The organism is uncultured Thiocystis sp. (assembly GCF_903866365.1).
Classification (GTDB): Bacteria; Pseudomonadota; Gammaproteobacteria; order Chromatiales; family Chromatiaceae; genus Chromatium.
Window position 1 is genome coordinate 35,738 of the sequence record NZ_CAIPNF010000187.1, and the last position, 15,223, is coordinate 50,960.

At 61.7% G+C, this 15,223-nt stretch carries 14 protein-coding genes and 1 pseudogene; 10 read left to right on the forward strand and 5 right to left on the reverse strand.

The window, feature by feature from the left end:
* The first annotated feature begins 168 nt into the window (after positions 1–168).
* Genes QZY07_RS10700 through QZY07_RS10710 form a run of 3 tightly spaced genes read left to right on the forward strand, consistent with a single transcriptional unit; the run spans position 169 to position 2,419 of the window.
* Entirely contained in the window at positions 169–870 is a 702-nt protein-coding gene (locus QZY07_RS10700) for a glycosyltransferase family 2 protein (protein ID WP_295402312.1), read from the forward strand.
* A complete protein-coding gene (locus QZY07_RS10705) occupies positions 867–1,262 on the forward strand; it encodes a DUF2304 domain-containing protein (protein ID WP_295402314.1) in 396 nt (131 codons plus the stop codon). Before QZY07_RS10700 ends, QZY07_RS10705 begins: the two co-directional genes overlap by 4 nt.
* Positions 1,263–1,267: 5 nt before the next feature.
* Positions 1,268–2,419 (forward strand): glycosyltransferase, encoded by a 1,152-nt coding sequence (locus QZY07_RS10710; RefSeq protein WP_295402315.1) that lies wholly within the window; start codon positions 1,268–1,270, stop codon positions 2,417–2,419.
* A gap of 27 nt (positions 2,420–2,446) precedes the next feature.
* Here the strand turns inward: QZY07_RS10710 and QZY07_RS10715 are convergent, their stop codons facing one another.
* The 4 genes from QZY07_RS10715 to QZY07_RS10730 all read right to left on the reverse strand — a co-directional run bounded on the left by QZY07_RS10715 (position 2,447) and on the right by QZY07_RS10730 (position 5,358).
* The gene (locus QZY07_RS10715) at positions 2,447–3,874 is read right to left on the reverse strand and encodes a hypothetical protein (protein ID WP_295402317.1); all 1,428 of its coding nucleotides are present in this window, start codon (positions 3,872–3,874) and stop codon (positions 2,447–2,449) included.
* Complete coding sequence (locus QZY07_RS10720; RefSeq protein WP_295402318.1) at positions 3,871–4,644, reverse strand: hypothetical protein; 774 nt, start codon at positions 4,642–4,644, stop codon at positions 3,871–3,873. Before QZY07_RS10720 ends, QZY07_RS10715 begins: the two co-directional genes overlap by 4 nt.
* Before the next feature lie 85 nt (positions 4,645–4,729).
* Complete coding sequence (locus QZY07_RS10725) at positions 4,730–5,116, reverse strand: type II toxin-antitoxin system VapC family toxin (protein ID WP_295402320.1); 387 nt, start codon at positions 5,114–5,116, stop codon at positions 4,730–4,732.
* A complete protein-coding gene (locus QZY07_RS10730) occupies positions 5,113–5,358 on the reverse strand; it encodes a type II toxin-antitoxin system Phd/YefM family antitoxin (RefSeq protein WP_295402321.1) in 246 nt (81 codons plus the stop codon). The genes QZY07_RS10725 and QZY07_RS10730 overlap by 4 nt, the downstream gene beginning before the upstream one ends.
* 613 nt (positions 5,359–5,971) lie before the next feature.
* On the opposite strand from QZY07_RS10730, the gene QZY07_RS10735 reads away from it, so the two are divergent.
* From QZY07_RS10735 to QZY07_RS10765, 7 genes are all read left to right on the forward strand, one after another.
* On the forward strand, positions 5,972–6,607 hold the full coding sequence (locus QZY07_RS10735; RefSeq protein ID WP_295402323.1) for an FkbM family methyltransferase: 636 nt from the start codon (positions 5,972–5,974) through the stop codon (positions 6,605–6,607).
* A gap of 10 nt (positions 6,608–6,617) precedes the next feature.
* The gene (locus QZY07_RS10740) at positions 6,618–7,850 is read left to right on the forward strand and encodes a hypothetical protein (protein WP_295402324.1); all 1,233 of its coding nucleotides are present in this window, start codon (positions 6,618–6,620) and stop codon (positions 7,848–7,850) included.
* Positions 7,851–8,456: 606 nt separating this feature from the next.
* Positions 8,457–9,686 carry a hypothetical protein gene (locus QZY07_RS10745; protein WP_295402326.1) on the forward strand — a complete coding sequence of 410 codons (1,230 nt, stop codon included), beginning with the start codon at positions 8,457–8,459 and terminating at the stop codon, positions 9,684–9,686.
* A gap of 301 nt (positions 9,687–9,987) precedes the next feature.
* On the forward strand, positions 9,988–11,229 hold the full coding sequence (locus QZY07_RS10750) for a VCBS repeat-containing protein (RefSeq protein ID WP_295402328.1): 1,242 nt from the start codon (positions 9,988–9,990) through the stop codon (positions 11,227–11,229).
* 121 nt (positions 11,230–11,350) lie between these two features.
* Positions 11,351–12,262, forward strand: coding sequence for a peptidyl-prolyl cis-trans isomerase (locus tag QZY07_RS10755; RefSeq protein WP_295402330.1), 912 nt, complete (start codon positions 11,351–11,353; stop codon positions 12,260–12,262).
* Between the two features lie 105 nt (positions 12,263–12,367).
* Complete coding sequence (locus QZY07_RS10760; RefSeq protein ID WP_295402332.1) at positions 12,368–12,817, forward strand: hypothetical protein; 450 nt, start codon at positions 12,368–12,370, stop codon at positions 12,815–12,817.
* A 9-nt stretch (positions 12,818–12,826) separates the two neighbouring features.
* Complete coding sequence (locus QZY07_RS10765; protein WP_295402334.1) at positions 12,827–14,269, forward strand: GNAT family N-acetyltransferase; 1,443 nt, start codon at positions 12,827–12,829, stop codon at positions 14,267–14,269.
* A 307-nt stretch (positions 14,270–14,576) separates the two neighbouring features.
* Here the strand turns inward: QZY07_RS10765 and QZY07_RS10770 are convergent.
* Positions 14,577–15,223 (reverse strand): annotated as a pseudogene (locus QZY07_RS10770) (hypothetical protein); the annotation flags it as partial.

The window sequence follows — 15,223 nt, forward strand, 5'->3', positions numbered from 1 at the left end:
ATTCAAGGGGCAGGGCCGGCACACCCGGAGTTTAGCGGAATGGCAATTCCGATCAAGTCGACATGCCGAGAATTGACAAGCGCTCCACAGTATAGTGCGTCGATCTCGTGCTTGGTTTATCGTATGCCTCCCTTGCCATCAACGCAGTCGAACGAGTCCGCAACCGTTTTGGTCCTGATCCCCGCCCACAACGAGGCCGCCACCGTTGGCGCCATCGTCGCCGAAGTCCGTCATCGCTGGGATCTTCCGGTGGTCGTCATCGACGATTGCAGCACGGACGACACCGCCGAGGTCGCGCGCGCCGCGGGCGCCATCGTGCTGCCGCTGACCTTACAGCTCGGCGCCTGGGGGGCGATTCAGGCCGGTCTACGGTACGCCCTGCGCCAGGGCTGCCGGGTCGCCGTGACGCTCGATGCCGACGGTCAGCATGAGCCGGCCTCTCTCGGCGTCTTGCTGGAGCCCATCCGGGCCGGGCAGGCGGATGTCGTCATCGGTGCCTTTCCCGCCCGCGCCAGCCGCGCGCGCCGGCTGGCCTGGGAGTATTTTCGCTGGATCACCGGGCTCGATCTGGAAGACATTACCTCCGGTTTTCGCGCCTACAACCACGCGGCCATGACCCTGCTGGCGTCGCGGGAGGCCAGTCTGCTCGACTATCAGGATGTCGGCGTGCTCATGATCCTGCGCCGTCGCGGACTGCGCACGCTTGAGGTACCCGTGCCCATGCATCCACGCGCGCAGGGGGCGTCGCGGGTGTTCGGTTCCTGGTGGATCGTGGGAACCTACATGCTGCAGACCAGTCTCCTGTGCATCGCCCGCGTCGGCTACGGTCCGCTGCCGGCCTCAAGACCAGACCCCGAGCCTTTGCGATGACCTATCAAATGACCTCCATGGCGATCGGGATCGGGCTTGCCGTCGTCATTCTTTGGCTGGTTCGACGGGATCACCTGCACGGTCCTTACGCCGTCTGGTGGATCGGCGCGGCGGCGACCGTCTGTTTGCTTGGCTTGTTTCCGAATTTTTTCGATGTCGTCGCCCGCTATCTGGGTGTCAGTTATCCGCCAGTGCTGGCCCTGGTGCTTGGTTTCGCGATGCTGATCGTCAAGATTTTGACCATGGATGTCGAGCGATCGCGCCAGGAGCGCCAGATCCGCCGTCTGGCCCAGCAACTGGCCATGCTGGAAGCGCGCCAGCCCCTGCCGGACGAGGCGCCTGGAGCCCATGCGGGGACCGGTGACGCCCGGCGGACGGAGCCGGGCGCATAGCCGCGATGCGTGTCCTGCATGTCGGTAAGTATTATCCGCCCTTCGCCGGTGGCATGGAGTACTTCCTGGCCGATCTGCTGCGCGCGCTGCCGGAGCAGGGCATCGAGGTCGCCGCGCTGGTGCACGATGAAAGGCGCGGCGGGCAGGGCGCGCGTCCCGCCGCGACCGACGCCATCCCCATCTACCGCGTGCCCTGTCATGGCCGCCTGCTCTATGCCCCGCTAAGCCCCGCCTTTCCGTTCTGGCTGAGCCGCGCGATCCGCGAATTCCGGCCCGATCTGCTCCATTTGCATCTGCCCAACACCTCCGCCTTCGCCGCGCTGCCGCTACCGGCCGCCCGCCGTCTGCCCTGGGTGATCCACTGGCACGCCGATGTGGTGTCCTCCGTCATCGACCGTCGGCTGGCACTGGCCTATCGGCTCTATCGACCCTTCGAGCAGCGTCTCCTGGCCGCCAGTCGCGCCGTGATCGCGACATCGCCGCCCTATCTCGACTCCAGCGCCGCTTTAGCGCCCTGGCGCGAGCGCTGCCGGACGATCCCGCTGGGTCTGGATCCGTCCCGTCTTCCCGATCCCGCGCCGAGCGACCTGGCGCAGGCCGAGAGCCTGTGGGGCGGGGCGGGGTTGCGGGTGCTGGCGATCGGTCGGCTGACCTATTACAAGGGGCACGATACCCTGATTCGCGCCGCGGCCGAGTTGCCCGAGGCGCGTTTTCTGATCGTCGGGTCTGGCGACCAGCGCGAGCGGCTTGCTGCGCTGATCCGCTCGCTGGGTCTGGACGAACGGGTCCATCTCCCCGGTTTTCAGCCCGATGCGACGCTCAACGCGCTGTTGGCGAGCTGCGATCTGCTATGTCTGCCGTCGCTGGAGCGAACCGAAGCCTTCGGACTGGTTCTGCTGGAGGCGATGCGCTTCGGCAAGCCCGTGGTCGCGAGCGATATTCCAGGTTCGGGCGCCGGCTGGGTGGTTCGTCAGGCCGCGCACGGACTGCTGACGCCGCCGGGCGATCCGGTCCGGCTCGCCAGCGCCTTGCGAAGTCTCCAGATGGATCCCGACCGCCGGCGGCGGCTTGGCGAGTCGGGTCGGCGCGCGCTGCGGGAGCGCTTCGGCATGGCGCCGATCGCCCGCGAGGTGGCTGAGGTCTATGCCGGGCGATGAGCGCGTCCGCCTTCGGGACGCGGGCCGTCAAGTGCCGCCAGCCGCGCGTGTTCGCGACTCCCACAGGGTCAGCATCCAGAAGACGAAAGCGGGCACGAACTGTAGAAACAGCCGGTTGATACTGGTGGATTTGGTGGCCCAGAGATGGGCGTCGGTCAGGAAGAACAGCACAAAAAGCGCGCTCAACGCGCCGAGCACGAAGACCGTTCCGGCCCGCAGCCAGGATGGCGCACCCCGCCGGGTCGCGGCAAACAGCCCCCAGCCGATGGCCAGCACCAGCACATACGTCAAGAGATGCCAGTTGTCGTAGACGAAGAGATTCCGCCAGACCGCATCCCAACTGTCGTGGTACGTCAGTACGAAGCGGCCCACAGAGGGCAGTTCGATCAGGGAGGGCGTCAACTGAACGACGCCCGCGCCTGGAACGCCGAAAGACACCCCGCCCATCGTCCAGGCGACCGCGCCTGTCGCCATCATCCCTCCCAGGAGCGCCAGCAACCAGTGTCCGCGCAGCCGCGCGACCAGCAGCGCCGGGATGAACAGGAGCAACCAGACCGCGCCTTCCTGCTTGATGAAAGGACCGGCCAGCACGAACGCTATCGCCAACCCACCCTGACGCCAATCGCCATCCCGCGCCCATTGCAGCAAGGCGAAGAACGCCAGGCCAAGGGTGGTCGCCAGCCAGAGATCGGCATAGCCCGCCAGCGCGAGATGGCTGTCCAGCAAGGGCAGCGACAGCAGCAGCCAGAGAAAGACCAAGGCGGTCAGCGGCGCGGCGCCCCACAGCCGCGCCTGTCCGTAAAACCCCAGTCCCAGGGCCAGCGCGCAGCCCAGCCAGGGCAGGTTGGCGGCGGTTTCGTTCCAGGCGCCATCGGCCAGCGTGGGCCAGAGGGCCAGCAACGAGACCGTGGCGGGATACTGCCAGGCGGCAATGGTGTAGGCCTGTCCGCCAGGATTGGCCAGCCAGTCTTGCGGCGACACGAAGGGCACCAGTTGGTGCAGCTCCGACCAGACCCGCGCACGCACCGCCCAGGTGGTCCAGGCGTCCCAGGGAAAGAGCGGATGCCACCAGACTTCCAGCGCAAGCCCGAGCAGTCGCAGCCCGAGCCACAGCAACAGAACCCCGAACAGAATGCGCTGCCAGACGGGCGCGCGCTCCAGCGCGGTTCCTTTGTCGCGTGTCTGGACCGCCGGCCGCTGCCGGAGTCGCCGCCCGCCCGCCACCGCCAACAGGGCAAACAGCAGGATCGGGCCGATGAAGCCAAGCGACAGTCCCAGCGCATCCATACCGCGCAATACGAGCGTGACCCCCAGCATGCTCAGCACATATCCGTAGCCGAGCGCCAGCGGCCACACGCCGGGCGCCGGTTCGCGCCAGAGCAAACGCAGCCAGAGCGCGCCCGCCAGCCAGGGCACGCCCAACGAGAGTCCCACGCCCCACCAGCCCATCGTCATGGTCCCTCCCGGAGGCGAAACAGTGCGCCCTGAGCGGCGGCGTGCAAGAGGTCCGCCGGTCGTTGTCCATCCTTAGAGATCAATACACCATGATCGCGATCGTAGCGGACCGGTTTCATGGGCGACAGGAGCAACACATAATCGCCGGCGCGCGCCTTGGTGTCGCCGGGCAGGGTGGCGGAGGGGAGCGAAACGTTGTGGGGGAAAAGATGATAACGCACGCGCCCGGCGTTGGCGCCGCCGGGATCCGCGCTGACAATGAAGACCCGCGCCGGAGGTTCCGGCAGATGGTGCAGAACCTCGCGCAGGAAGGGATAGAGCCTGCGATCCGGCCCGGCCAGATACCGCGCGGTCTGGTCCAGGCCGGCATAGGTGGCCGCGGTCTGGCTCAGACGCTGGCTCAACGCCCACTGCCAGCGCAGATCCAGCGCCAGCCACCCCAGCAGCAGAAACACGGCATAAGGTGCCAGCGACTTGAAACCGCGCCAGGGCGGAGCGATCAGCGCGGACAGCAGGCTGCTGAAACCGACCCAGAGCGCCACGAGCAGGACCGGCGGAAAGAGCGCGTCGCGTGGCGCGCCCTGGTTGAAATTGATGGACCGTCCCGTCCAGCCGTCGACCTGCATCCACTCGGACGCGACGGCTTGGAAGAGCCGGGTCAGGGTCGGCGCAACCAGCGGGTCTCCAGAGCGATAAAATAGCCACAGGACAAGCAATGTCAGCAGTGCCCCGCCCACGCCCGCCGCGACCGGACGACCGACGGCACCCAACCTGCTTCTCGATCGTTGCGCTTCCATCGACAAATAGCCTTTGTTCCAGTGATTCTCCAGCGCGGAGGCTGATTGGGGCCGGCGCTTAAATCTTGATGATGGTGTCGCTATAGAGTGCCACCAGGGAATCGTGGGTCATCAGCCGCATCGGTTCGACAAGTGCTTGGGCAACGAGGATGCGGTCAAACGGGTCTTGGTGGTGAGCAGGCAATTCTTCAACCGCCACGGCATGTTCGGCTTCTACCGCCAGGAAGCGATAGCCAGACTCTCGGAAATAGCGCGCTGCGTCCTGACTGGACACGGGCATGTCACCTCGGCCAAGCGCGTGCTTGATGGCGATCTCCCAAACGCTAGCGGCGCTGATCCAAACGGTCGTCTTCGATGACTGGATCAATTCTCGCGACTTTTGCGGCAACTGCGGGTTATCCGTAATCGCCCACAGGGCAACATGCGTATCCAGCAGTACGTTCAAGTTTCCGATCCCATGAACAACCGTGCGACTTCTTGGTGATGAGCGTCGATGGTGTCCGGAACTTCGAACTTTCCCTTGGCGACGCCGATGCGCCGGCTCGCCGACACCGTATCCATCGGGACCAGCTTGGCGGCAGGGCGACCATTGCGGGCAATGATGATTTCGCGCTCCTGCCCCTGTTCGATCGCTTCCACCAATCGGGATAGCGAGGACTTGGCTTGCAACATATTGACGGCTTGCATCGTCGTAGATCATCCGCTCCAGAAACAATTAGGTTAGTCTAGTCTGGCTAATTCTAAAGACAAGTAGTCATCCTTGATCCCCAGCGGTGAGATTTTTGCTCTAAGCGACGCCTCTTCGCCCCTGCCATCCTCCAAACTTCGTCGAGCACGCTCCAATTAGAGTCTTTCGAACCTCGGCGATGGATTCAGATCGCATACTCCACGGTTTCGTGCACGATGGCGGCCCGCGATGCAATAATATTGATTGCAGCGCAGAGGCATCGGCCATCGACTCGCCGTCCATCGAATTCGTGGGCCAGCTCATGTTTTCGCGGATGAATTGCTGTTGGACTACGCCTCGGTGCGCGCGAACTCGACAGGCACGAACAAGAAAGACCGTCCAGCGCCCCGTCGCAACCCCGACGCGCGCAGGGAACGTTCAGTGACAGACCAAAATACCGATCCATCATGACTTAACAACGGTTCAAACCGAACCGATACCGGGCCAAAACCACCCAGCGCATCCCGCCAACCGCGTCAGCGACGATGCCGGATGGTTCACCTGCGTATTCTTTAGAGGCGGATCGAACCTGTCGATCGGAAATTTCTTCGAATCCGCCAGAGGCACAGCCGTATGACCTATTATTCGCAACATGGCCAGGACCGATATCTGCACGAGACCTTCTTCAAGGAGCGTTCGGGCGGAACCTTCATCGAGTTCGGGGCGCTGGATGGACTGCTGGATAGCAACACACTCTTTTTCGAGCGGAATCTGGACTGGACCGGCATCCTGATCGAGCCCAATCCGGCGGCATTCGAGCTGTTGCTGAAGAACCGCCCGAATTGTCAGCTCGCCAACGTCGCCATCTCGAACCAAAATGCCACCCTGCCATTCCTGAAGATTGCCGGCGGCTTTTATGGCTGGTCGGGCCTGGCGGACGACATCGAGCCGCAACACCATGACCGCATCGATCGCTACATCAAACGGGACGAACTCCAAACCATCCAGGTCAGCGTGCATGACCTGGCCTGGCTGGCGGAGCGATATCAGCTGACAAATGTCGACTTCATGAGCATCGATACCGAGGGCACGGAGGAGAAAATCATCCGCGCCTTTCCCTGGGAGCAGTTACGGGTCGGGGTGTTCTGCATCGAGAACAATTTCCAGAATTATGACATCGACGAGCTGATGGCCTCCCATGGCTATGTCAAAAGCGCGCGCATCGGGCCGGACGACATCTTCGCGCATCGCTCGCTGACGGCGTTATGACGCACCTCTGATGCGCGTCGTCGTCTCGCTCACCACCATCCCGGGCCGTTCTGACCTGCTTGCGCGGGCCATCGCGTCACTGCGGCGTCAGACGCGCCCACCCGATGCCATTCATCTCTGGCTGCCGGAGGAGCATTTCGGGGCGGATGGCACGGCCTACCGGTTCGCCGGCGTCGATGTCCGCTCAGGTCCGGACCTCGGCCCGGCGATGAAAATTCTGCCCCTTCTGGCCATCGAAACCGACCCCGAGACGCTGATCGTCCCCGTGGACGACGACATCGAGTATCCGCCGGATCTCATCGAAAAACTGGTCGGGACGTCGGCGCTCCTCCCCGAGCACGCCATCGGCTTCACCGGTTGGGCGCTGGAGTGGGGCGCGAGCGGCGTGGATATCCGCCATCTGAACGAAGAGATTCCCGCCGCGGCCATGTTCCAGCCCGTGCATGTTCTGGAGGGCTATCGCGGAGTCCTGTACCGGCGCGGTTTTTTCGAGATGGATATCTTCGATCACCTTGACGCGCTCGCGGCTTTCCGGTTTCATGACGACATTTTGTTGAGCGGATACCTCGCCAATCGCGGTATTCCCCGGACCGTGCGCTGGTTTGGCGCCGCGCCGGCTTCGGCCTCGGAGTATTGGAAGCTACATGGACAGCAGATTGGACTTCACACCGCGCCCGATTGGCGGCAGCACGGACAATCCTGTGTCGAACACTGGATGCGACGCCACCCGGATCTTTTCCCCCCAATCATGACGCCACCGGTTCGCGAGCGACTCCAGCTCTGCGCGGATGCACTCCCGCGCGCTGGATTCATGCACCACGGACTCCCTGGATCTTCCGTCCGGCTGGATGTCGAGCACGATCTCCGCGAAATGCCCTGGCCTTGGCCCGATGCTTGCTTTCAAGAATTGATCGCGCTCGATCCGCTCGCCACATCCTGTATCGACGGATCCCACGAGATCGCTGTTCCCGACTGGTTGCGCGAGTGCCGAAGATTGCTGAAGCCAGGCGGCTGTCTCATGGTCCGCCTCCCGCGCGATCAGGGCGCGGATCCTGGCCGGGAGCGGGAGCCGAGACGGCATCCGATCCTGAATTGGCTCGGATCCAGCGCCCGTCCATGCGGATCGCTGTCGACGGATCCCGACGACCGCGACAGGCGTTCGGGTCAATTCCAGGGCTGGCGGTTTGGCTGGGAGTGCGACTGCGACCATTGCCTGCTGACGCTGCTGCGGTCAGCGCTTTGAAAAGCGCGCTCCAGGCGGTTCAAATAACCATTCTTTGGTTATGGAATGGTCGGAGTCGGGGAGCGCCGAGCGATTTCGGCGCTTGTTCAGCGTGGCGGCGGGTCGCCAAGGTCGAGGTTGCGAGCACGCGGAGGGGGTAAACAGTATGATGATTGCAGGTGCGGCGGCTCCAGTAAAGCCGGCGCCAATCTCTCGAAGGGTTGTCGCGATTTAGCAACGAGATGATCTAAAAATCGTCCTGGGCCTTTGGACCCAGCCGGAGTTGAGGTGACGGCGGATCTCTGAGCGACGGGATCGCGCGAGCAAAATGTCTCGCGAACGCATATCCAAGGCTGGATTTCGAGATCACGCCGATTGTCCGGAGTGACGTTCGGTCTTGTTCTGTGAAAAAAAAACGACAGATGCAAGGTAGCAACAAATTTCGTGTTGGGCTGTTGACTTTTGCGGGGCATGCGGCATAATTGACTCGCAACCGATCAAGGCATGTCGCGCAGGGCCTTGTCGTCCGGTTCCCTCGACCGACCCCAGGACTCATAATCAAGGAGAGTCGATGGGATTTGGCAAGTCGACACACATCTTCTAGCGCAAATATTGAGGTGATTTGAAATGACTCAAAACTTTAAGAAATTGGCCATCGCGGCCGGCGTATCGGTTGGTATGGCTGCGCTGAGCATGCCTTCTCACGCCACGATCACTGGCTCCGTTGGCGAGGCGTTGCTGGTTCCATTGGTTGTGTATGCGACTCAAGATGTGAGCGGCTACTACGCAAACACTTATATTCAGGTTAGCACTCCAGGTGCCATCGGCTTCGACGATGTTCCAAACATCTTCGTCGCCCCTAATACGACTCCTACCAATGCCGACGCTACCCTGTTCCCGCTCGATGCGGATCTGCAGAGTAAGACGACTGGTATCATTCACTGGTACTGGTTCGACGCGCGCAGCATTCACAGACTCGACAAGCCCCTTCCAGTCACCGCGAACGACGTCGTGACGATCGATTGGGCTGATGCAGCAGCGAGTTCGGGGATTCAATATGATGGCGTTGCTGGATACATGGTGGTTGGAACCGAGACGGCTCGTCGTGGTGAAGCGGCTAACTTTGACATGTTCGGCGACGCTTGGCTGGCGATGGATGTAACCGCCCTCGACGGCACCGAAGCTGTTCTGGCTAGCATTCCTGTCTATCCGCTGTCCGACGGTGTCGATGCGGAAGATGCGGATGGCGAACCTCTGCTCACCATCACCGATAGCGTTCATTATAAAGGCGGCATCCCGAATGCCGTGTCCCCCCTGATCGCTGGCATGCGGACCAACCGTTCCGACGGAATCGCTGATCTGACCGCATTCGATCTAACTCTGTTATCACGTTTGGAGCCATCGATCCATGTCGTCTGGCTCGATCAGAATCTGGATGAAGTTGATGGCTACTCGACTGATATTCCGGTCGATGTCTATGACTCCGATGAGGTTGCCTGCTCCGCGACGGTGTCGATCGAGAACGAGCTCAACGTTATCTGGATCGATGAGATTGGTGTTGACGGCATTCCTGTCGATGCAGACGAGATCTTCTTTGCGCAGACCTCCGAGTCCCTCTGTATCCCGAATTATGTGGATGCGGCCGGTCTGAACGTTTCCAGCTTCGTGACCTATTACATCGACGAATATGTCGACACGGATGTTGACCGTCCTGAGTCCGCTGGTGTGGCCTTTACCCTTGTCTGGGCTGTAGAGGGCAATAATGTCGACACCACTATTGGAAAGGACTGGTTTAACTACACTGCTTTCGGTCAGACTATGCTCTTGGGTCATGAGCGCGCTCTCTTCCGTCAGTAAGGTCTAATAAGCCTTGAGAAAGCGATGCGCAGCGATGCGCATCGCTTTTTTTATGAAAGCGAGTTCTCTAGAATCTTGTCAAACAAATCTTTATTGTTGAAAGAATATATTCATTCAGACTGTGAACATCGCTTAATGACCGAGCGAAATTCTCACGAATTGGACTGACAGAAAATCCTGTAATATATAAAAATTCCATCTGGCTATTATCGCATGATCACCCATTCCTGCTCTCACTAGGCTGCTTCACATGCCATCAGACTCAACCAACGTGCGGTGCGCGGTTATCCTGATCTCGCTCATGGCCGGCGTATTCTTGCTTGGCTGCGACGGTGACAAGCCAGTTCCCGAGGCATCCGATCCCAGTCCATCCGGTCAGGCGGCCTCCGCACCCGGCCAGACGTCCCTGGGCTCGTCGGTGATCGCCTATCTTCCTCTGAATGCGCCAGCACACAGTCTCCTGATCGATGATATCGATGGAGACGGCCGTGAGGATCTGGCACTGACATCGCACCATGCGAGTTATACGCAGGTCTTTTATCAGCAAGAGCCCCGCTACTTCACGCCAGGTCCAACCGTCGATGCGGTCGGTTTTCATCCAGGCGATCTGCTGCGTTTGCCGGCGTCGAATCGACGGCTCTATCTGATGAACGCCGAGGGCGAAAATCGTCTAAGGGTGTTCGAGCCATCCACCGACGGCGGTTTGAATACGGTTTCGGAACTTTTCGTACCCGCTCCGCGAACCAGCTCCGTCTTTCACTGGCCCGATTGGGGGCTGGGTCTCGCCATCGGCCCTTTTGCCATGAGTGCGATTTTCCTGGCCAAGGACTTCGATCCGCTGACTGGTCAGCATGGAGGCGGCGCCGAACTCAAGTTCAACCCCGGCGTGGCGCATGCTCACAGCGTTGCCGTCGCCGACATCGATAGCGACGGCAGCGATGAGTTGTTCTTTGCCAACAACATCTCGAATCATATCTACATGATTCGCGCCCCTGAACCGGGCACCTCTCCGGTCATCGAGACCCTCTGGACTTTCCAGCCAGGCGGGCGCGCGGATGACGTGATTCCTGCCGACATTGACCAGGACGGTGATCTCGATCTGCTGATTCCTGACGCCACCGACAAGCGGAAACTCGACCGCACGGATGTCAACGTGCTCGTCAATGATGGGCAGGGACAGTTTCAGCTCACCCAGATCCCATTTCCCGCCAGAACCCGAAGCGAGGGGGGCATCCCAGGAATCAATGCCTTCGATGCGGGTAAAGATCGGGATAACTTTACCTACCTTATCGGCGCGAGCAACGAGACACTGGTGCTGATGCGAGTTCCCGCCGGCTGGGCCGGCGAGCCACCCGAGACGCGCAAGCTCCAGTTCCAGGGTGGTCAGGTCATGACCAAGGCCCTTCTCCGTGACATCGATGGGGATGGCTGGCTCGATCTTGCAATGACGCGCGCCGCTGCTCGAAATTCAGGAGTCATCCTCTACGGGCCTTTGTGGGAGAATGCTGGCCGACTAGAGGCTGATGGCGTCAGGATCGATTGACGGAACCAACCGTCATCGATGGCGAGCCGGCAAGGATGTCCCCATTCTTTTTATAAACCCGAGTACTGGCATACCGCTGGAAAGGGTTGTATCACTTCAGTTTGACATTGCGGGAGAAAAAATGCGGTATTTTTTATTGTTTTTATTGCTTTGGACCACCTCGGTTTTCGCCCTTCAGTCGCCGGTGCCGTCGCCCGCCGCTCAAACCGAGCAGGCACCCAAGGAGATGCCGCGAGTCATCATGGCCCGCGTCGGAACGCGCGAGATCACCGTCGAGGAATTCATGGGATTTCTGGCGAAGAACCCGACGCGCGTGAAGGAGGCCACGACGGACGAGGGCAAGGCCGGTCTCTTGCGCGAAGCCATCGGGAACGAGTTGCTGATGCTGGCCATGCGGGAGGAGGGGTTGCTGCCCGAGAATCCCACCGAGGCGGATCAGAAAAAGGCGTTCGTGCAACTCATAAACAAGCACTTTCCACCCCCGCCAACCCCGGATGACGCGACGCTTCGCGACTACTATCAAAAACATACGTCGGATTTCGGAATTCCCGCATCGGTGCGACTGAGCCAGATCCAGATCCGGGTGAAGGAATCGCCCAGCGAGGAAGACAAGGCGAACGCGCGCCAGCGCGCCGAGGCCGCGCTGGCGCGCATCGAGGCGGGCGAATCCTTCGCTGCGATCGCCGCCGAACTGAGCGAAAATCCTCGCGCCAAGGCGAATCAGGGCGACGTCGGTTTTGTCTGGCGCGACGGAAATGCATGGCTGACTCAATCGCTCAAGGGGTTGAAGAAGGGCGAGCACACGGGCGTTCTCGAGTCTCCCGTCGGTTACGACATCCTGATGCTCACCGACGAGCGCGAAGCCATCATCACGCCGTTCGAGGAGGCGCGCGACTCGGTCGCCAAGAAGCTCCAGGTCAAGCAGCAGGCGCAGGCGAGGAACGCCTATGTCAAGCAACTCGCCGACCGGGTCGGGGTCGAGATCGTGCTGGACGAAATGAAGGGCTCCTTCCCGAATGGCGTGTTTCCGTAAGGCGAAAGAGTCGCCACCCGCACGCCGGTCTTGCCGACCGGCGGCGCCCTCCGTCGACATCGATCCGACTTCCTGGATCCCGCACCGAACCGAATGGTGACCACGATGACTAAAATCGTCCAATTTCTGCTGATCCTGTTTTTCGCCGGATTTCTTGCCCCCCTCTACGCCGAGGAGGCTTCTCCGCCGGATGCCGAACAGGCGCGGGTCGAGCAGCGTGTCCGCGCCTATCTGGATGCGCTCAAAATTCAGGATCTGCACACCGCTTATCGGATGGAGTCCGGGGCGGTGGATGGTACCCTGACGGCCGATGCCTTCTTTCGTCGCTTCAAGTCCTCTCCGTCCGTCTTGCTTAACTACGAGATCCAGAAAGTGACCATGGAGTCCGATAAGGCAACCGTCGAGTTCAGCGGCACCTATCAGTATCCTCAGCTCCATGAGCCAGCCACTATGCCGCGACGTGCGGAATGGGTGTTGATCGATGGCGAGTGGTATCACTCCAAGGGTCAGGTTCGTCAAAAGTTAAAGGCAGCCCCGCCGGCTGACCCCGGTTGACGATCACGCATGACAAGGCTCGGCGAGCAGTTGATCCGGATCCTGCCCGAGACGACCGGCGCGCTGTTGCTGGTTGGTCCCGCGTCCGAGGGTCTCGCGCCGCGCCTGCGGGATGCGGGTCATCGGGTGGTCGAAGCCCCGCTGAGTCCGGATGATCGGATGGCGCTTGCGCGCGGCGAGCTGCCTCAAGCGTTTCTCTCCGCCGGATTCGCCCCCGTCGATGACGGGCTTTTCGAGGCGATCCTGGTTCTGGATCACCGCCTCCCGCTCCCGCCGCTGGCCCTGCTGAATGCCGCCCATGATCGCTTGCGCACTGGCGGCATGCTGGTGATTTCGATGGCGGCCGATTCGTTTCCGGCCGATCCGGCACAACGTCGAAGCCATCTGGGCTATCTGGGCGCGCTCGCGACGCGCTGCGGATTCATCGTCGAGGATCGCTCCGAGGATCAGCATCCGTCCACCGCCCTCGTCGTCTGCCGGAAGGGCGAGCGCGCGCCCCGCTGGCGGCTCGATTTGCTGGACGAAGGCGCGATTGCAGGATTTGCCGACCTCTTCAGGAAGGCCTTCAACACGGATATCAGTCTGCCGCTCTGGCACTGGAAGTATGGCGATGGCCGGGGACATGGCATCATCGCCCGCCGCGACGAGCGCGTCATCGCTCATTACGGCTGCACCCGTCGGCGGGCATTGTTCTTTGGCCATCCCATTTCCGCGCTGCAGATGTGCGATGTCATGGTCGATCCGCGCGAACGCGGCGTCATGACCAAGCAGGGTGCGATGTTCCTGACCACGGCCACCATGCTGGAACTCTATCTCGCGCTGCAACCCGACGATCTGGCATTCGGTTTTCCGAGCAGCCGCAGCTCCCGGCTTGGCGAGCGCCTGGGCCTCTATGCGGAAGTCGGACGGATCGCGGAGATCCGCTGGCCTGCCGTGTCGACACGCCCCCGGCTGCGCACCCGGCTGCGGGCCATCGACCGGGACGATTCCGGCGACCGGGCGCTGATCGCGGGTCTCTGGTCGTCGATGAGCCGGGATCTTGAGGGTGCGATCGTGGTGATCCGTGATTGGGAGTATCTCCGCTATCGGTATCTCGATCACCCGCAGCATCGCTATGAGCTGATCCTGATGACCTCGCGGCTCACCGGCAGGCCGCTTGGTCTATTGGTCCTGCGTCAGGTGGGCGAGGCGTTCGAACTCCTGGATCTGGTGGGACCGCTCGCGCACATCCCGCTGCTGGTGGACCAGGCGCGACGCATTGCAGCGCGCGCGGGGGCGTGCGCCGTGTTTGCTTGGATCACGCGCCAGCATGTACCGCGCTTCATCACCAAAGACGCAACCGTCACCGACCCGGACGTGTGCATCCCGACCAATGTCTGGGTGGACGGCCCTCGCGTCGAGCAGCTCCAGGACAAATGGTGGCTGATGTCGGGCGATACCGAGTTCCATTGAGCCGAACTTGCCAATTTTTGCCATCGGCGCTAATTTCCCGGCATGATCACCATGAACATCTCCCTCCCGGACTCGCTGAAAACCTACGTCGATGAACAGGTTTCCGGTCGGCGCTTCGGTACCAGCGACGAGTACGTGCGCGACCTGATCCGCCGTGATCAGGATCGGCAGCGTCTGCGCGGACTCCTCCTCGACGGGGCCGCTTCCGGACCAGCAGCGGCGGCGGACTCGACATACTTTAGCGCATTGCGCAAGCGCGTTTGTCAAGGCACAGCTGATCGCTGGCGGCTGGCGGCTCTTTCCAGATTCAAACGTCGGCCTGAATCGGGTGAAGCAACGCTGGCGGTAATTCCTGCCGGGACCGATCCAACATCCGTCGATAGAGCGATTCCAGATTGCGGGCGAAGCGATCGGTCGAGTAAAAGGCCGCGTGATGCCGGGTGGACTGGAGTTTCTGCCGGATTGCCGCGAGCGCTTCGGGATGTGTCGCGAGATGGCGGGCCTGCCGCTCGTATTCGTCCAGCGTGTCGACAACGAGTTCTGACATGCCGGCGGCGGTCAGCAGACTGGCCGCGACGCGCCCGGGGAAGGTCTCGCCGGGGCAGGTCAACATCGGGACGCCGACCCACAGCGCGTCGGAGGCGGTGGTATGGGCGTTGTAGGGCAGGGTATCCAGACAGAGGTCGGCCAGGGCCAGACGCGCGAGATGTTCGTCTTGCGGAAGTTTGGGAGCAAACACCAGGCGTTCGGGGCCGATGCCGCGGGCGGCGACCTCGCGGACCAGATTTTCCGGCGCCTTGTCGTTGCTGGCGAAGAGCCAGAGGACTGAATCCGGGATGGTCCGCAGCAGTCCGCACCAGCGGTCGAAGAGTTCGGGCGTGATTTTGTAGGGATTGTTGAAGCAACAAAAGACGAATCCCGTCTCGGGCAGTCCGGCTTCGGCGCGGGTTGGCG